This is a genomic window from Streptomyces araujoniae (assembly GCF_050871195.1).
Classification (GTDB): domain Bacteria; phylum Actinomycetota; class Actinomycetes; order Streptomycetales; family Streptomycetaceae; genus Streptomyces; species Streptomyces bacillaris.
The window spans coordinates 3,350,568-3,367,580 of record NZ_CP194070.1; the positions used below are offsets into that span (position 1 = coordinate 3,350,568).

The window sequence follows — 17,013 nt, forward strand, 5'->3', positions numbered from 1 at the left end:
AGTGGGGGGTGGGGCGCGGGGTGCGTGCTCAGGCGGGCCGGCGGCGGCGCAGCGGGGACAGGGCCCGGTCCAGCGCCACCAGCGCCCCTTCCACCAGCAGGGCCAGCGCGGCGACCAGGACCGCGCCCGCGAAGACCTGGGCGGTGTCGTAGGTGTTGAACCCGGCGGTGATGATCCGGCCGAGGCCGCCGAGGCCGACCATGGCGGCGATCGAGGCGGTGGCCACGACCTGGACGGCGGCGGAGCGCAGTCCGGTCATGATCAACGGGTAGGCGAGCGGCAGCTCGACCCGGACGAAGAGCTGCGCGCCGGACATCCCCATGCCCCGGGCGGCCTCCACCACGGACCGGTCCACCTCCCGCATCCCCACGTAGGCGTTGGTCAGCAGCGGCGGTACGGCGAAGAGCACCAGCGCGATGACCGTCGGCCAGTACCCGGAGTTGCGCAGGGGCGTGAGCATGAAGAGGGCCAGCACCGCGAAGACCGGGACGGCCCGCCCCACGTTGGAGATGTTGACCGCGAGCGCGCCGCCCTTGCCGATGTGGCCCAGCCAGAGGGCGATCGGCAGGGCGATGGCGCAGGCCACCGCGAGGGCGGCCCCGCTCACGAACAGATGCTCGCCGAGGCGCTGGGCGGCGCCGCCGTCGCCCGACCAGTTGGTCCCGGTGGTGAGCCAGGTCCAGGCGTCGCCGATGACTCCCACGGGTCAGCCCGCCTCCACCTTCGCCGGGGCGGGTATCCCCGCCGGACCGCCGGAACCGCCCGGACCGCCTGCGGCACCGCCCGGAGCACCGGGCGAGCCCTTCGGCCCGCCCACGCCGCCCGTACGCGTCTCCCCCGTCGCCGCCGGTATACGCGTCCAGGGCGTCAGCAGCCGCTGAAGGCCCAGGAGCAGCAGGTCGGCGGTGATCGCGAGGAGGACGCAGAGCACGGAGGCGGTGAGCACCTGGGCCTTGAAGAAGCTCGGCAGCGCGTCCTCGATGAGATTGCCGAGGCCCCCCTTGCCGACGAGCGAACCGACCGTGGTCAGCGCGACCGTCGACACGGTGGCTATGCGCAGCCCCGCCATCAGCGCGGGCAGCGCGAGCGGCAGCTCCACCTCCCACAGCAGCCGCCACGGCCCGTACCCCATGCCCCGGGCAGCCTCCTTGGCCTCCTGGGGGACCGCTTCGAGACCGGCCAGGATGTTCCGCACGAGGATGGTCAGCGAATAGAGCACCAGGCCCGTGACGACGAGCGCGGCGGAGAGCCCGAACAGCGGCAGCAGCAGCGAGAACATCGCCAGCGAGGGCACCGTGTAGAGGACCGTCGTCAGCCCGAGCACCGGCCCCGCGAAGCCGCGGCCCCGGCGGGCGAGCAGCGCCAGCGGGAAGGCGACCGCGAGCCCGATGAGCACCGAGACCACGGTGATCCCGATGTGCTGCACGGTGGCGTCGGTCAACTCCTGGCTGCGGGAGCGCAGATACTCGCCGCAGATCCAGTCGTTCGTCGCCAGGCAGTTCGCTCCGGCCATCCGGCCCCCACCTCCCGATTCCCTGTGATGCCCCGTGGCGCCCGTATTCCGCGGCGCGTTCCGCCGTGTTCCCCGTCGCGCCCGATGTCGAACGGATGTCTGGCGAGCCTATCCTCGACCACTGACAATCGCGGAGGCTGTCGCATTCCGGCAACACGCCCTTCACGAAACGCCCGCCACAATGGGGACCCATGATCCGTTTCGAGCACGTCACCAAGCGGTACGCGGACGGCACCACCGCCGTCGACGACCTTTCCTTCGAGGTCGCCGAGGGCGAACTGGTCACGCTCGTCGGACCTTCCGGCTGCGGCAAGACGACCACCATGAAGATGGTGAACCGGCTGATCGAACCGACCGAGGGCACGATATTCCTGGACGGGGACGACATATCCGCCATCGACCCCGTCGAACTCCGCCGCCGTATCGGCTACGTGATCCAGCAGGTGGGCCTCTTCCCGCACAAGACCGTCCTGGAGAACACCGCGACCGTCCCCCACCTCCTGGGCTGGAAACGCGGAAAGGGACGCGCCCGCGCCGCCGAACTCCTCGACCTCGTCGGACTCGACCCCTCCGTATACGGGGACCGCTATCCGGAACAGCTCTCCGGCGGACAGCGCCAACGCGTCGGTGTGGCCCGCGCCCTGGCCGCCGATCCGCCCGTCCTGCTGATGGACGAGCCTTTCGGGGCGGTCGACCCGGTGGTCCGCGAGCGGCTCCAGAACGAATTCCTGAAACTCCAGGCCCAGGTCCGCAAGACCGTCCTGTTCGTCACCCACGACATCGAGGAGGCCGTCCGCCTCGGTGACCGGATCGCCGTCTACGGGCACGGCCGCATCGAGCAGTTCGACTCCCCCGCCACCGTCCTCGGCGCCCCCGCCACCCCGTACGTGGCCGACTTCGTCGGCGCCGACCGGGGGCTCAAGCGGCTCTCGGTCACCCCGATCGAGGAGAGCGACCTCGACCGGCCCCCGGTCGTCCACCTCGACGACACCCTCGCGGAGGCCACCGCCCGGCTCCGCTCCGAGGGCGCGCGCTGGGCGGTGGTCCTGGACGGCCGGGAGAACCTGCACGGCTGGATCCCGGCCGACACCCCCGCCGACGGCACGGCCTCCGTACGGGAGCACGCCCGCCGCATGGAGGCCTGGCTCCCGCTCGGCGCCCCGCTGAAGCAGGCGTTCGCCACCATGCTCCAGCACGACGCCGGGTGGATCGCGGTCATCGACGAGGGGGGCGAGGGCCGGTTCCTCGGCGTCCTGACCCCCGCCCGGCTGCACGAGGCGCTGCGCCGCTCGATCGACGCCGACGCCCAGGCGCTGCCGCGCGCGGAGGTGGCGGTGGAGACGGTGGCCACGGCGTAGGACCGTCGTCGGACTGCCGCCTGCCGCGCGGACGCCCGGCCCCAGAGCCGGGGCGCCCGGGACCCCACCGCACGCCGGGGCGAGAGCGGGAGACGGTGGCCGCGCGCGGAGACCTCCGTGCGCGGCCGGGGGCGTCACCGCGCGCTGAGGCGCGCGCTCAGCCACTCCAGGGCCGGCGGGATCTCCCGCCGCCAGGTCGTGAAGTTGTGCCCGCCGCTCTCCAGCACGATCGAGGAGACCCGCGCGGGCGCCTTCACCTTGCCGATGAACGCCATCGTGCTCCTCAGGTTCCCCTCGCCCTTCCTGGACGTCGTCACCAGGAACGACCCCCCGGACGGCGGCCGGTTCTCCAGCGTCCACATCAGGTCCGCCCGGTCCCGCAGCGCCTGGTTCCCGTGGAACAGGTCGCCGGTCGTCGGGTCCTCGGCCGCCTTGTAGTACGCCGACAGCCCGGCGCTCGCCGCGTACCGGTCCGTGTGGTGCAGGCCGATCTTCAGCGCGCAGTAGCCGCCGGTCGAGTTGCCGATGATCCCCCAGTTACGGGCCTGCTTCCCGACCCGGTACGTCTGCGCGACCGCCTCCGGGAGGTCCTCCGCGAAGAACGTCTCCGTCCGCGGCCCCTTCGGGATGTCCACGCACTCGGTGTCCCGGGGCGGGGCCACCGTCGGCCGCAGCATCACCAGGATCATCGGCTGCGCCGTGCCCGCCTTCACCCGCTCGTGCGCCGTGCGCGGGTAGTGCAGGCCCTTGAGGAGGTTCTCCGCCGTCCCCGGGTAGCCGGTCAGCACCACGACCGCCGGGAAGGTCCGGTCGGCGTGGGCGGGCTGGAAGTACTCCGGGGGGAGGTAGACGTACGCCGGTGACTCGATGCCCGACCGCCGCCCCGAGATCACCACCTGGTCGATCCGCCCGCCCGCCGACGGCACCCCGCCGCCGGGGACGTCCGGCTTCTGCGTGCCGATCCGCGTCATGTGGCGCGAGCCGGCCGCCCCGTCCCGGTGGTCGGTGACCACGCCCAGCTCCTGCTCCTGGCCGAGGAGGTCGGCCCAGGAACCGTAGAAGAGGAACGCGTTGTTGGCGGCCAGGCCGACCGCGGCGAACAGCGTCAGCTGGGTCGCCAGCAGCAGCCCCACCCGGCCCGTCACGGCCGCGGCGCTCCGCCGGGCCAGGCGTGGCCAGAGCCAGACCGTGGCGGCGAACAACGCCGCGGCCGAGGCGATCGCGACCGCCAGAACCACCTTGCTGGTGAGACCCATGAGTGAGCTTCTCTCCACGTTCTCATCGACGCCCCCGGCGGGCGCTCTCCGCACCGGGTGGGCAGGAAATTTCCGGAATGTGGATGAACCCTCGCCATCCAACGCCCGTCCTACAGAGCGCACATCGTCCGTAGGGCCACGCCGGCGGACCGAAGAAATCTCTGCAATCTCATCTGGAGCCACGGGAAGCGATGTCTGTCACGGTAGATGGGGATAAATCGGTGTCGGTTCCACCACGTCTGCGGCGGCTGCTGCGCGGTCCCCGCCCCGAATCGGTGCCGGCGGTCGTCGGCACCGCCTGCACCGTCGTCGGGCTGATCGACGTCGCGGCCGGGGTCTTCCCGCGCTTCCGGCACAGCCGGATGCACTCCCTGGCCGAGGTGCTCCCCGGGGCGCTCGGCCCGTTCGCCGCCGCGCTCTCGCTGAGCGCGGGCATCCTGCTGCTCCTGCTCGCGCACGGGCTGAAGCGGCACAAGCGGCGGGCCTGGCGGGCGGCGGTGGTGCTGCTCCCGGCGGGGGCCGTGGCGCAGTTCGCGTACCGCCACTCGATCGTCGGCGTACTGGTCTCCCTGACGCTCTGCGCGCTCCTGATCCGCCACCGCGACCAGTTCCGCGCGCTGCCCGACCCACGCAGCCGCTGGCGGGCGCTGGCCAACTTCGTGCTGCTCGGGGCCTCTTCGCTGGCGCTCGGCCTGGTCATCGTCTCCGTCCACCCCGGCCGGGTCGTCGGTGACCCGTCCATCGCGGACCGGCTCCAGCACGTGCTGTACGGCCTGTTCGGCGTGGAGGGGCCGGTCGACTACGCGGGGGCGACCAGCTGGACCGTGGCGTACTCGCTGGGCGCGCTCGGCCTGCTGACCGCCGTCACGACGATCTACCTCGCCTTCCGGCCCGAGCACCCGGCCGCCCGGCTCACCGAGGACGACGAGAGCCGGCTGCGGGCGCTGCTCGCCACCCACGGCGGGCGGGACTCGCTCGGCCACTTCGCGCTCCGCCGCGACAAGGCCGTCGTCTTCTCCCCCAGCGGCAAGGCCGCCGTCTGCTACCGGGTCGTCTCCGGGGTGATGCTGGCCGGCGGGGACCCGATCGGGGACGTGGAGGCCTGGCCGGGCGCGATCGAGCGGTTCATGGACGAGGCGAAGGCGCACTCCTGGACCCCGGCCGTGATGGGGTGCAGCGAGCGCGGCGGTGAGGTCTGGACCCGCGAGACCGGGCTCACCGCCCTGGAGCTGGGCGACGAGGCGGTGGTGGACGTCGCGGATTTCTCGCTCGCCGGGCGGGCCATGCGGAACGTCCGCCAGATGGTGGGGCGCATCGAACGCAACGGCTACGAGACCCGGGTCCGGCGGGCACGTGACATCGGCGCCACCGAGCTGGAGCGCATCCGCCGGGCCGCCGCCGACTGGCGCGGCACCGACACCGAGCGCGGCTTCTCCATGGCGCTCGGCCGGATCGGCGACCCCGCCGACGGCGACTGCGTGATAGCCACCGCCCACCTGCCCGGCTCCGAGGACGGCCCGCACGGCGACCTGAAGGCGGTCCTCCACTTCGTCCCCTGGGGGCGCGACGGGATGTCGCTGGAGCTGATGCGCCGCGACCGCTCGGCCGACCCCGGTATGAACGAGCTGCTGATCGTCGCCTCGCTCCAGGCCGCCGGGAAGCTCGGCGTCCGGCAGGTCTCGCTGAACTTCGCGATGTTCCGCTCGGCCCTGGCCCGTGGCGAGCGGCTCGGCGCGGGACCGGTGCTGCGCTGCTGGCGCGGGCTGCTGATCTTCCTCTCGCGCTGGTTCCAGATCGAGTCGCTGTACAAGTTCAACGCCAAGTTCCGGCCGCGCTGGGAGCCGCGCTTCATGGTCTTCCGCTCCAGCCGGGACCTGCCCCGGATCGGGATCGCGGCGATGCAGGCGGAGGGGTTCGTCAACTTCTCGCTGCCCCGCCCCTTCCGCTCGCGCGCCCGGCGTCCCTGCGGTCACACGCTGCGTACGGCCCAGGAGCACGAGGTACGCGCGGCGTGACGGGCGGACCGGACGGGCGCCTACGCTGGTGGCATGAGTACGACACGCGCGCGGGGCACGGTCCGAGGGCTGCCGGAGTGGGACCGCTGTGCGGTCATGGGCGTCGTCAACGTGACGCCCGACTCCTTCTCCGACGGGGGCCGCTGGTTCGACACAACGGTCGCGGTCAAGCACGGCCTGGACCTGGTCTCCGAGGGCGCCGACCTGGTCGACGTCGGCGGTGAGTCGACCCGGCCGGGCGCCACCCGGGTGGACGAGTCCGAGGAGCTGCGGCGGGTCGTCCCGGTGGTCAAGGGGCTCGCCTCCGAGGGCGTCACCGTCTCCGTGGACACCATGCGCGCCCGGGTCGCGGAACAGGCCGTCGCGGCCGGGGCCGTCCTGGTCAACGATGTGAGCGGCGGCCTCGCGGACCCGGACATGATCCCGGCCGTCGCCGCCGCCGGGGTGCCGTTCGTGGTGATGCACTGGCGCGGCTTCAGCGAGTCGATGAACAGCCTCGCGGTGTACGAGGACGTGGTCGCCGAGGTCCTCGCGGAGCTGCGGCAGCGGATGGACGCGGTGGTCGCGGGCGGACTCGACCCGGACCGGGTGGTGATCGACCCGGGCCTCGGCTTCGCGAAGCTGGCCCCGCACGACCTGGCCCTCGTCGCGCGCCTGGAGGAGCTGCACGCGCTGGGCCGGCCCCTGCTGGTGGCCGCCTCCCGCAAGCGCTTCCTCGGCCATGTGCTGGCCGGGCCCGGCGCCACCCCGCCGCCCGCCCGCGAACGGGACGCGGCGACCGCGGCCGTCTCCGCCCTCGCCGCCCGGGCCGGGGCCTGGGCGGTCCGGGTCCACGAGGTGGGGGCCACCGCCGACGCCGTACGGGTCGCCCGCGCCGTCGAGGGAGCCGCGTGAACGAGGAGCACGCGCGGGCCGCCGCCGACATCGCGGAGGTGGAGGCGGCCAACACCGCGTTCTACGAGGCGGTGGAGCGCGGCGACCACGAGGCCCTCTCCGGCCTCTGGCTGCCGGGCGAGGACCTCACCATCTCCTGCGTCCACCCGGGGTGGCCGGTGCTCACGGGCCGGGGCGACGTGCTCCGCAGCTATGCGCTGATCATGGCGAACACCGAGTACATCCAGTTCTTCCTGACCGACGTCAGCGTCGCCATGACCGGCGACACCGCCCTGGTGACCTGCACCGAGAACATCCTCAGCGGCGGCCCCGCCGAGGACGGCGACGCCCTGGGCCCGCTGGTCGGCCAGCTGGTGGTCGCCACGAACGTGTTCCGGCGCACGCCCGACGGCTGGAAGCTCTGGTCGCACCACGGCTCGCCCGTCCTGGCGGAGACCGGCGAGGAGGACGACGAGGAGCCGTCCTCCTGACCCGATGGCCGGCGGCTCAGCGGTTCCGTGCCGGGAGGCCGGGGACGCCGGGCACGGTCAGCGGCTTCCCGGCGAAGAGATCGCCGCTGAAGGGCTTGAAGGGCTTGAAGGCCGCGTGGGGGGTGTGGGCCCCGTGCGGCTCCTGGTTCTCATGCGGCTTCTGGTTCTCATGGGGCTTGTGGTTCCCATGCGGCTTGTGGGGCTTGTCGCAGTCGTCCGCGACGGGAACCTCGACCGCGCAGCGGCCCTCCGCCACACAGGTACCGCCCTCGGAGGTCGGGGTGACCGTGTTCCGCAGGACCCGGTCACCGGTGGCCGGGTCGTCCACCCGCACCTGGTAGGTCACCGTCGCGGTGCCCTCCGGCGCCAGGACACCGCTCCAGTTCAGCGAGGTGCCGGTGAGCGCGGCCGTCCCCGTCGACGCGGTGACCGAGCCGGGCACCACCTGGCCGTCGTCCAGCACTCCGGCCAGATCGTCGGTGAAGTCGGCGTTGACCGTCACCGTGCTGGTGTTGACCACGGTCACGGTGTACGTGAGGGTGTCGCCGGGGTTCACCGGCCCGGCGGACGAGGCCGACTTCTCGACCGTGTACGAGGGCTCGGGGCACTCCCCGGCGTCCTGAACGGCCGTCGCGCCGTAGAAGCCGTTGCCGGTCGCCTCGACCACCGTGACGGGCAGCGGGGCGGTCGAGGCCTCCGTCGGCACGTCGGTGAGCCGGTAGATGTCCCCGTTCGACCCGAAGCCGTACACGCTGCCGCCCGAGAGGGCCCCGCCGAAGACCTGCGGCACGGTGCCGATCTGCGTGACGGTGTTGTCCGGATGGATGCGGAAGACCGCCGACGGGTCGCCGGCGGCCGAACCCGCCGCCGTGGCGAAGGCCAGGACGTCCCCGTCGTCGAGCGTCAGGAAGTCACCGGCCGAGACGAACCCGGCGGGGAACGAGGCGGGGTACAGGCTGCTCACCCCGGTCGCCGGGTCGATCAGGAAGATCTGCGCGGAGACGAAGGACCCGGCGATCAGCATGCCGTCCGCCCGCGCGGTCAGACCGTTGACGGCGGAGCTCCCCTCCGACACCCGCAGATCGTCGAGCGGCCCGGTGACCGGCACCGACGCCGTCTCGGCACCGGTGACGGTGTCGATGGTGTAGAGCGTGGTCATGTCGGCCCCGGGAAAGTTGACCCCGTACAACGTCGATCCGTCCGGGCCGAAGGCGATGTCTCCGTAGTCGCGGGCGAGCGGCGCGGAGGACAGGACGTCCCCGTCGGGGCTGTACTGCACCAGCTGCGGGTCGGCGCCGCCGGTGTTGGCCCACACCGGGCCCGGCGGGCACTCCGCGAGTGCCGCCCCAGTCACCTGCCCGGACCCCGCCGACGGCCCCGCCGCCACCGCCGCCCCGCCGGACGCCGTCACCGCGAGCGCGAGAGCGACCGCCGCACCCAGCAACCGCCCCCTGCCGGGAGACATCGAATTCCGCCTCATCAGACCTCCGTCTTGTCGTCGGCGCGTCGGCGCGCCTCCGTCGGCACCGGGCCGAACTGCTGTATGCCTCCCACGCGGTACGCGGGGTGAAGACCGGCTTCACTCGCACAGGTGCACAGCCCCTCCGGCGGGTATCACCCCCGGAGGGGCCCGACCGCGGCCCCCCACGGAGCAGGGCTGTCGGTGTGCGCGGGTAGATTCGGAAGGAGCGTCCCGTCGCCCGCACGCGGCCGGACGCCCTTGGACCAACGACAGCAGGAGTGATTCGCGTGGATCGTGTCGCGCTGCGCGGCCTCAAGGCCCGTGGGCACCACGGCGTCTTCCCCAAGGAGCGGGAAGAGGGCCAGACCTTCATCGTCGACCTGGTGCTCGGCCTCGACACCCGCCCCGCGGCAGCCACCGACGACCTGGCCCGCACCGTGCACTACGGCGTGGTGGCCGAGGAGGTCGTCGAGGTGGTGACGGGCGAGCCGGTCGATCTGATCGAGACGCTCGCCGAGCGCATCGCCCAGCGGTGCCTGAAGCACGAAGGGGTCCAGGAGGTCGAGGTCGTGGTGCACAAGCCGGACGCACCGATCACCGTCCCCTTCGACGACGTGACCATCACCATCACCCGGAGCCGAGCATGACCGCGTTTTCCACGGAGGGGCAGAGCGACCCGACCGTACAGCCGGTGCCCACCGCCGTCGTCAAGCAGGTGGACGCCGCCGACATCACCCTCTCCAACCCCAAGATGGCCGTGATCGCCCTCGGCTCCAACCTGGGCAACCGGCTGGAGACCCTCCAGGGTGCCGTGGACGCGCTGGAGGACACCCCGGGCCTGCGGGTCAAGGCCGTCTCCCCGGTCTACGAGACGGAGCCCTGGGGCGTCGCCCCGGACTCCCAGCCGTCCTACTTCAACGCGGTCATCCTCGTGAAGACCACGCTGCCGCCCGCCTCCCTGCTGGAGCGCGGCCAGGCCGTCGAGGAGGCCTTCGACCGGGTCCGCGAGGAGCGGTGGGGCCCGCGCACGATCGACGTCGACATCGTGTCGTACGCCGACGTCCTCTCCGACGACCCGGTGCTCACCCTCCCCCACCCCCGCGCCCACGAGCGGGCCTTCGTCCTCGCCCCCTGGCACGACATGGACCCCGAGGCCCAGCTCCCCGGCGCCGGCCCGGTCGCCGACCTGCTCACGGGCGTCGGCCGCGAAGGCGTCCAGCACCGCGCCGACCTGGAACTGCGCCTGCCGGAGTAATCGTTAGGCTCGACGGGCACGAGCTGAGACAGCAGCCGGCACCAGGCGACAGGCGAACAGGCGACGAAGGGCGGCTCACGCGGTGAAGCAACTACGGCTCGGGGTGCTGGTGGGCCTCTTCGCCGCCGCCGGCGTCCTCTCCTGGGGCGGCGCCCGCCTCTGGGACTCCCTCGGCACGCTCCCGAGCGTCCCGCTGGCCGCCTCCATCGTGCTCGCCGTGATCGCGGTGATCCTGCTGGCCACCGCCCTCTCCCTCCGGGCCCGCCTCCGCGCCCAGCGCGAACGCCGCCCCGGCGCCAAGGCCGTCGAACCGCTGATGGCCGCGCGAGCGGTCGTCTTCGGCCAGGCGAGCGCCCTGGTCACCGCCCTGGTCGCCGGGATGTACGGCGGCACGGGCGTCTTCCTGCTCTCCTTCCTCGACGTCCCGCCCCGCCGCGACCAGGCCATCTACGCGGGCGCGGCGGTGGTGGCGGGCATCGGCGTCATCGCCGCCGCCTTCTTCCTGGAGCGCGTCTGCCGCCTCCCCGAGAACGGCGACACCGACCACGACGGCACGGGGGCGGCGGCCGCGTAGAGCGGTCCGGGCCCGTGCCTCCGTGGTCGGTGGCGGTGGCGGTACGAGGCGGGTTCAGCCCGCCATGATGAGGCTCATCGCCTCGGCGCGCGTCGCGGGATCGCGGAGCTGGCCGCGTACGGCCGAGGTGAGGGTCTTCGCGCCGGGCTTGCGGATACCGCGCATGGACATGCACATGTGCTCGCACTCGATCACGACGATGACGCCGCGCGGCTCCAGGATCGCCATGAGGGACTCGGCGATCTGGGTGGTCAGCCGCTCCTGGACCTGCGGGCGGCGGGCGTAGACGTCGACCAGGCGGGCCAGCTTGGACAGGCCGGTGATCTTGCCGGTGGCCGCCGGGATGTAGCCGACGTGCGCGACGCCCCTGAACGGCACCAGATGGTGCTCGCAGGTGCTGAACACCTCGATGTCCTTGACCAGCACCATCTCGTCGTGGCCCAGGTCGAACGTGGTCGTCAGGACGTCCTCGGGCTGCTGGTACAGGCCCGCGAATATCTCCTTGTACGCCCGCGCCACCCGCCCCGGTGTCTCCCTCAGGCCTTCGCGGTCCGGGTCCTCGCCGACGGCGATGAGGAGTTCGCGTACGGCCGCCTCGGCCCGCTTCTCGTCGAATTCGCCGATCGGTCCCTGGCCGTCCAGCGTCACCGGGTCGGTCATCTGTGCCTCGTTCCTCTGTGCTGCCCCGTGCGCGGTTCGCACGTGGACATCGCAGGCATACGGAAAAGCCGCGCCCCCACAGGCTAAAACCTGGGGGGCGCGGCATCCATTCCGAGCCTGGCGGGGCCTCCGTGACGGAGGTCTCAGCAGAGCGGGAGGAAGGGGCTAGCTCTCGGGGCGTTCCTCGGGGTGCGGCTCCGGGGTGGGAGTGACGCCCTTGGTGAGGTCCGTCGTCGGGGCGATCTCCGGCGGGGTGGCCGAGCCGTTGGCGGTGGAGGCGCCGTTGGTGAGGGCCAGCTCCTTCGGGGAGAGGACCGGGGGCCGCGTCGACGGGGTGCGCCGGGCGGATCCGGTCCACGCCGGGCGGGCGGGACGCTTGACGATCGGGGCGAAGATCTCCGCGATCTCCTCCTTGTTGAGCGTCTCCTTCTCCAGGAGTTCGAGCACGAGGGCGTCGAGGATGTCGCGGTTCTCGACGAGGATCTCCCACGCGTCGTTGTGGGCGGTCTCGATGAGCTTCTTGACCTCCTCGTCGACCAGCGCCGCGACCTCTTCCGAGTAGTCGCGCTGGTGGCCCATCTCGCGGCCCAGGAAGGGCTCCGAGTTGTCGCCGCCGAACTTGATCGCGCCGAGCCGCTCCGTCATGCCGTACTGCGTGACCATCGCGCGGGCCGTGGCCGTGGCCTTCTCGATGTCGTTGGCGGCGCCGGTGGTCGGGTCGTGGAAGACCAGCTCCTCGGCCGCGCGCCCGCCCAGCATGTACGCCAGCTGGTCGAGCATCTCGTTGCGGGTCGTGGAGTACTTGTCCTCCTCCGGGAGCACCATCGTGTAACCGAGGGCGCGGCCGCGGGAGAGGATCGTGATCTTGTGGACCGGGTCCGACTGGGGAGAGGCCGCCGCGACCAGGGCGTGTCCGCCCTCGTGGTACGCGGTGATCTTCTTCTCCTTCTCGGACATGATCCGGGTCCGCTTCTGCGGACCGGCCACGACCCGGTCGATGGCCTCGTCGAGGCTCTCGTTGTCGATGAGCTTCTTGTCACTGCGCGCCGTCAGGAGCGCGGCCTCGTTCAGCACGTTCGACAGGTCGGCACCGGTGAAGCCGGGCGTGCGGCGGGCGACGGCGCCGAGGTCGACGTCCTTCGCGACGGGCTTGCCCTTCTGGTGGACCTTGAGGATCTCCAGGCGGCCCTGCATGTCGGGGCGGTCGACGGCGATCTGCCGGTCGAAGCGGCCCGGGCGCAGGAGTGCGGGGTCGAGGATGTCGGGGCGGTTCGTGGCGGCGATCAGGATGACCCCGCCCTTCACGTCGAACCCGTCCATCTCGACGAGCAGCTGGTTGAGCGTCTGCTCGCGCTCGTCGTGACCGCCGCCCATGCCGGCGCCGCGGTGGCGGCCGACGGCGTCGATCTCGTCCACGAAGACGATCGCCGGGGCGTTGGCCTTGGCCTGCTCGAAGAGGTCGCGGACCCGGGAGGCACCGACACCGACGAACATCTCGACGAAGTCGGAGCCGGAGATCGAGTAGAACGGCACCCCGGCCTCGCCGGCGACGGCACGGGCGAGCAGCGTCTTGCCCGTACCGGGCGGCCCGTAGAGCAGGACGCCCTTGGGGATCTTGGCGCCGACGGCCTGGAACTTCGCCGGCTCCTGGAGGAACTCCTTGATCTCGTGGAGCTCCTGCACGGCCTCCTCGGACCCGGCCACATCGGCGAAGGTCGTCTTCGGGGTGTCCTTGGTGATCAGCTTGGCCTTGGACTTGCCGAACTGCATGACCTTGGAGCCGCCGCCCTGCATCTGATTCATCAGGAACAGGAAGACGACGACGATCAGGACGAAGGGCAGCAGCGAGAGGAGGATCGAGATGAAGGGCGACTGCTTCGACGGCGAGACGGTGTAACCCTTCTCGATGTCACCCGCCTCGAACTTCTGCTGGAGCGTGTCGGCGAGCTGGACGCCCTGGTTGCCGATGTAGCTCGCCTGGAACTTGGTGCCGGACTCGCCGGCCAGCTTCTGGCCCTTCTTCAGCTCGATCTTGAGGATTTGTTCGTCACCGGTGGTCAGCTTGGCCTGCTCCACCTGGTCCTTGCTGATCGCCTGGATCACCTTGGCGGTGTCCACCGTCTTGTAGCCGCCCGACGAGCCGACGACCTGCATCAACACGACCACGGCGAGGACGGCCAGCACGATCCACATGACCGGCCCACGGAAGTATCGCTTCACGTCCATCCATACGGAGCGAAGACGCCCCGTCCCTCCTGCCCGTAGGTAAATGCTGCTGTGTGGGAAAGCTCTGCTTGAAAAGAGTGCTCTTCGGACGGTACCCCAGCATGGAGGCCCGCGACCGCTGCGTGCGGCGGAGAAACCCGCTTTCGCAGCTTCAACGGCTCGCGGGCCGCAAGGGTTCCCCGGCGGTCAGCCGCCGTAGACGTGCGGGGCGAGCGTTCCGACGAAGGGGAGGTTGCGGTACTTCTCCGCGTAGTCCAGCCCGTAGCCGACGACGAACTCGTTGGGGATGTCGAAGCCGATCCACTTCACGTCAATGGCGACCTTGGCGGCGTCCGGCTTGCGCAGCAGGGTGCAGACCTCCAGCGAGGCCGGCTCCCGGGAGCCCAGGTTGGACAGCAGCCAGGACAGCGTCAGGCCGGAGTCGATGATGTCCTCGACGATCAGGACGTGCTTGCCCTTGATGTCGGTGTCCAGGTCCTTGAGGATCCGCACGACACCGGAGGACTGGGTGCCCGCCCCGTACGAGGAGACGGCCATCCAGTCCATCGTGACGGGGGTGGACAGCGCGCGCGCCAGGTCCGCCATGACCATCACCGCGCCCTTGAGGACGCCGACGATCAGCAGGTCCTTGCCCGCGTACTCCGCGTCGATCTTCGCGGCCAGCTCGACGAGCTTCGCGTCGATCTCTTCCTTGGTGAGGAGCACCGACTGGAGGTCGCTGCCCATGTCCTTCTCGTTCACCCGCGTCTCTTTCTCGCCTGCCGGGCCCCGGGGGTGCGCCCCCGGGGCCCGGCCCGGCTGTTCGCCTGCGTTTGTGCCGCTCGCGCGTCAGCTCTGCCGAATGACCAGTCTGCCACCCTGCCGCCGGGCCTCGACGCGGCCGGGCAGGTTGATGGCCCGCTGGCCGCGCCAGCCGGTGATCAGGCGGTCGACTTCTTCGAGATGGCGGGCGAAGAGGGAGCCGGCCGGCGCCCCGGCCTCGATGACGGCCCGGCGCAGCACCCGGCGGCGCACGGCGGGCGGCAGGACGTAGAGCTTGGCGCACTCCAGCTGGCCGCTCTCGTCCCGTACGGAGCGCTCCGCCTCGGCGGCCCAGGTGTCGAGGGCGTCGGCGTCGTCGCGGGAGAGCTGGGCCGTCCGGGCGAGGGCTTCGACGACGCCCTTGCCGAGCGCCTTCTCCAGGGCGGGCAGGCCCTCGTGGCGGAGGCGGGAGCGGGTGTAGGCGGGGTCGATGTTGTGCGGGTCGTCCCAGACGGGGATCGACTGGACCAGGCAGGCCTTGCGGGCGGTCTGCCGGTCGAGCTGGAGGAAGGGGCGGCGGTAGCGGCCGGCCGGTCCGGAGGCGGCGGCCATGCCGGAGAGCGAGCGGATGCCGGAGCCGCGGGCGAGGCCGAGGAGGACGGTCTCGGCCTGGTCGTCGCGGGTGTGGCCGAGGAGTACGGCGGCGGCTCCGTGGCGCTCGGCGGCGGCGTCCAGCGCGGCGTAGCGGGCGTCGCGGGCGGCGGCCTCGGGGCCGCCCTCGCGTCCGACGTGCACGGCGACGGCCTCGACGGGGTCGAGGTCCATGGCGGCGAGCCGGGTGACGACCTCGGCGGCGCGGAGACCGGATCCCGGCTGGAGGTTGTGGTCGACGGTGATGCCGCCGGCCCGGACGCCGAGCTTGCGGGCCTCGAAGGCGAGGGCCGAGGCGAGCGCCATGGAGTCGGCACCGCCGGAGCAGGCGACGAGGACCAGCGGGGCGGCCGTCCGGCCGGAGGGGGCGGGCCCGTCGGCGAGGGCCGGCCGGTCGGGGAGGCCGGGGCTGCCGACTTCGGCGTAGCGGGGGGCGAGGGCCGGGACGGACGCGGTGGTGCGCCGGGGCTCCGGGGCGGAAGCGCCGTGGCCGTCGTGGCGGTGGAGTTCGGTGAGGACGTCGTGGAGTACGCGGCGGACCGCCAGGCGTATCGCCGCGACCGCAGGATGGGGACCCATGTCCGGTGCCCTTCGTGGAGTTTCGGGAGGAGCGCCGAGCGCCGGAACGCGTGAGTCCCGTCACTCAGAGTGCGTCGATGGTGACAGAGGCAAGCTGTTCATCGAGCATTGCACGCCTTCCCATGCCCTCATGGTCCCTCGGATGGGTGATTGGAGGGCAGATTCCCGGACGTGGGCCGGAAAAGGGTCACGATTCCGCCTTGCGGTGCACCCTTGCGACCCACTCCGCGGGTTTGGCGATCTCCGCCTTGGTGGGGAGGGTGTTGGGCGAGGTCCAGACGCGGTTGAAGCCGTCCATGCCGACCTCGTCGACGACCGATCGTACGAACTTCTCGCCGTCCTTGTACTGGCGGAGCTTGGCGTCCAGGCCGAGCAGCTTGCGCAGCGCCTGGTCGAGTCGGCCGGCGCCCTGGGCGCGGCGCTTCTGGAACTTCTCGCGGATCTCGGCCACGGATCCGACGACCTCGGGGCCGACGCCGTCCATCACGTAGTCCGCGTGGCCTTCGAGGAGGGACATGACGGCGGTGAGGCGGCCGAGGACCTCGCGCTGGGCGGGGGTCTGTACGACGTCGACGAGGCTGCGTCCGCCGTCCTCGCCCTTCTCGCCCTCGGGGCGGCCCGCGCCGGAGAGGGACTGGGCGGCCTCGCGGAGCCGCTCCAGGAAGGTCATCGGGTCGACGTCCGTCTCGTCGAGAAACGTCTGGATCTCGCCCCGGAGGTGGTCGCGGAGCCAGGGGACGCCGGTGAACTGGGTGCGGTGGGTCTCCTCGTGGAGGGCGACCCAGAGCCGGAAGTCGTGCGGGTCGACGTCGAGTTCCCGCTCGACGTGGACGATGTTCGGGGCGACCAGGAGCAGCCGTCCGCCGCCCTCGGCGGAGCCGGGCAGCTCCCGGGTGGCGGGGGCGAAGGTCTCGTACTGGCCGAGGATCCGGGAGGCGAGGAACGAGAGCAGCATGCCCAGCTCGACGCCGGTGACCTTGCCGCCGACCGCGCCGACAACGGCACCGCCGGGTCCGCCGGGGCGACGGCTCTCCATCTTGGCGAGCAGCGGGCGGAGCAGTTCGCGGAAGCCCGCCACGTTGGCCTTGATCCAGCCCGCCCGGTCGACGACCAGGACGGGGGTGTCCTCCGGTTCGGTCCCCTCGGGGATCATCCGGGTGAAGGCGCGGACGTGCTCCTCGGAGGCCTTGGCGTGCCGACGCAGCTCCGCGACGACGGCTCGGGCGTCCTCGCGGCTGATCTCGGGTCCGGGCCGGACCAGTCGGGTCGCGGTCGCGACCGCGAGGTTCCAGTCGACCATCCCTGCACCACCGATGCTCGTCATGCGTCAACCGTACGTGAGGGGGTCGCCCGGTGGTG

Annotated in this window: 16 protein-coding genes; 7 read left to right on the plus strand and 9 right to left on the minus strand. The window is 72.0% G+C overall.

Annotated elements, in window-relative coordinates; translation table 11 throughout:
• Positions 1-28 precede the first annotated feature (28 nt).
• Both ACQ9ZG_RS14170 and ACQ9ZG_RS14175 read right to left on the minus strand, forming a co-directional pair.
• Positions 29-703, minus strand: coding sequence for an ABC transporter permease (locus ACQ9ZG_RS14170; protein ID WP_028416119.1), 675 nt, complete (start codon positions 701-703; stop codon positions 29-31).
• A gap of 3 nt (positions 704-706) precedes the next feature.
• A complete protein-coding gene (locus ACQ9ZG_RS14175) occupies positions 707-1,513 on the minus strand; it encodes an ABC transporter permease (RefSeq protein WP_084994318.1) in 807 nt (268 codons plus the stop codon).
• 191 nt (positions 1,514-1,704) lie between these two features.
• On the opposite strand from ACQ9ZG_RS14175, the gene ACQ9ZG_RS14180 reads away from it, so the two are divergent.
• Positions 1,705-2,871 (plus strand): ABC transporter ATP-binding protein, encoded by a 1,167-nt coding sequence (locus tag ACQ9ZG_RS14180; protein WP_018489350.1) that lies wholly within the window; start codon positions 1,705-1,707, stop codon positions 2,869-2,871.
• A 134-nt stretch (positions 2,872-3,005) separates the two neighbouring features.
• Here the strand turns inward: ACQ9ZG_RS14180 and ACQ9ZG_RS14185 are convergent, their stop codons facing one another.
• The gene (locus ACQ9ZG_RS14185; protein ID WP_109916834.1) at positions 3,006-4,127 is read right to left on the minus strand and encodes an alpha/beta hydrolase; all 1,122 of its coding nucleotides are present in this window, start codon (positions 4,125-4,127) and stop codon (positions 3,006-3,008) included.
• A 191-nt stretch (positions 4,128-4,318) separates the two neighbouring features.
• On the opposite strand from ACQ9ZG_RS14185, the gene ACQ9ZG_RS14190 reads away from it, so the two are divergent.
• Genes ACQ9ZG_RS14190 through ACQ9ZG_RS14200 form a run of 3 tightly spaced genes read left to right on the plus strand, consistent with a single transcriptional unit; the run spans position 4,319 to position 7,506 of the window.
• Positions 4,319-6,142, plus strand: a complete 1,824-nt coding sequence (locus ACQ9ZG_RS14190; RefSeq protein ID WP_109916833.1) for a phosphatidylglycerol lysyltransferase domain-containing protein — start codon at positions 4,319-4,321, stop codon at positions 6,140-6,142.
• Positions 6,143-6,175: 33 nt separating this feature from the next.
• Positions 6,176-7,036: a dihydropteroate synthase gene (folP, locus tag ACQ9ZG_RS14195; protein ID WP_499280611.1), complete on the plus strand. Its 861-nt coding sequence runs from the start codon at positions 6,176-6,178 to the stop codon at positions 7,034-7,036.
• A complete protein-coding gene (locus ACQ9ZG_RS14200; RefSeq protein ID WP_109914214.1) occupies positions 7,033-7,506 on the plus strand; it encodes a nuclear transport factor 2 family protein in 474 nt (157 codons plus the stop codon). Before folP ends, ACQ9ZG_RS14200 begins: the two co-directional genes overlap by 4 nt.
• Positions 7,507-7,522: 16 nt before the next feature.
• On the opposite strand, the gene ACQ9ZG_RS14205 is transcribed toward ACQ9ZG_RS14200, so the two are convergent.
• Positions 7,523-8,971 carry a DUF7927 domain-containing protein gene (locus ACQ9ZG_RS14205; protein WP_499280613.1) on the minus strand — a complete coding sequence of 483 codons (1,449 nt, stop codon included), beginning with the start codon at positions 8,969-8,971 and terminating at the stop codon, positions 7,523-7,525.
• Between the two features lie 284 nt (positions 8,972-9,255).
• Between ACQ9ZG_RS14205 and folB the strand changes: the two genes are divergently transcribed.
• The 3 genes from folB to ACQ9ZG_RS14220 all read left to right on the plus strand — a co-directional run bounded on the left by folB (position 9,256) and on the right by ACQ9ZG_RS14220 (position 10,797).
• Complete coding sequence (gene folB / locus ACQ9ZG_RS14210; RefSeq protein ID WP_019762424.1) at positions 9,256-9,615, plus strand: dihydroneopterin aldolase; 360 nt, start codon at positions 9,256-9,258, stop codon at positions 9,613-9,615.
• Positions 9,612-10,223, plus strand: a complete 612-nt coding sequence (gene folK / locus ACQ9ZG_RS14215; RefSeq protein WP_018489356.1) for a 2-amino-4-hydroxy-6-hydroxymethyldihydropteridine diphosphokinase — start codon at positions 9,612-9,614, stop codon at positions 10,221-10,223. The genes folB and folK overlap by 4 nt, the downstream gene beginning before the upstream one ends.
• A gap of 82 nt (positions 10,224-10,305) precedes the next feature.
• The gene (locus ACQ9ZG_RS14220; protein WP_026237768.1) at positions 10,306-10,797 is read left to right on the plus strand and encodes a DUF3180 domain-containing protein; all 492 of its coding nucleotides are present in this window, start codon (positions 10,306-10,308) and stop codon (positions 10,795-10,797) included.
• Positions 10,798-10,851: 54 nt separating this feature from the next.
• Here ACQ9ZG_RS14220 and folE read toward each other — a convergent pair whose 3' ends face one another.
• The 5 genes from folE to ACQ9ZG_RS14245 form a co-directional block, all read right to left on the minus strand.
• Positions 10,852-11,457, minus strand: a complete 606-nt coding sequence (gene folE / locus ACQ9ZG_RS14225) for a GTP cyclohydrolase I FolE (protein WP_018489358.1) — start codon at positions 11,455-11,457, stop codon at positions 10,852-10,854.
• Positions 11,458-11,622: 165 nt separating this feature from the next.
• Positions 11,623-13,683, minus strand: coding sequence for an ATP-dependent zinc metalloprotease FtsH (gene ftsH / locus ACQ9ZG_RS14230; RefSeq protein ID WP_028416111.1), 2,061 nt, complete (start codon positions 13,681-13,683; stop codon positions 11,623-11,625).
• Positions 13,684-13,869: 186 nt separating this feature from the next.
• The gene (hpt, locus tag ACQ9ZG_RS14235) at positions 13,870-14,409 is read right to left on the minus strand and encodes a hypoxanthine phosphoribosyltransferase (RefSeq protein WP_032754715.1); all 540 of its coding nucleotides are present in this window, start codon (positions 14,407-14,409) and stop codon (positions 13,870-13,872) included.
• Between the two features lie 102 nt (positions 14,410-14,511).
• Positions 14,512-15,654 (minus strand): tRNA lysidine(34) synthetase TilS, encoded by a 1,143-nt coding sequence (gene tilS, locus ACQ9ZG_RS14240; protein WP_028416110.1) that lies wholly within the window; start codon positions 15,652-15,654, stop codon positions 14,512-14,514.
• A 187-nt stretch (positions 15,655-15,841) separates the two neighbouring features.
• Positions 15,842-16,978 carry a zinc-dependent metalloprotease gene (locus ACQ9ZG_RS14245; RefSeq protein WP_032754581.1) on the minus strand — a complete coding sequence of 379 codons (1,137 nt, stop codon included), beginning with the start codon at positions 16,976-16,978 and terminating at the stop codon, positions 15,842-15,844.
• Positions 16,979-17,013 lie beyond the last annotated feature (35 nt).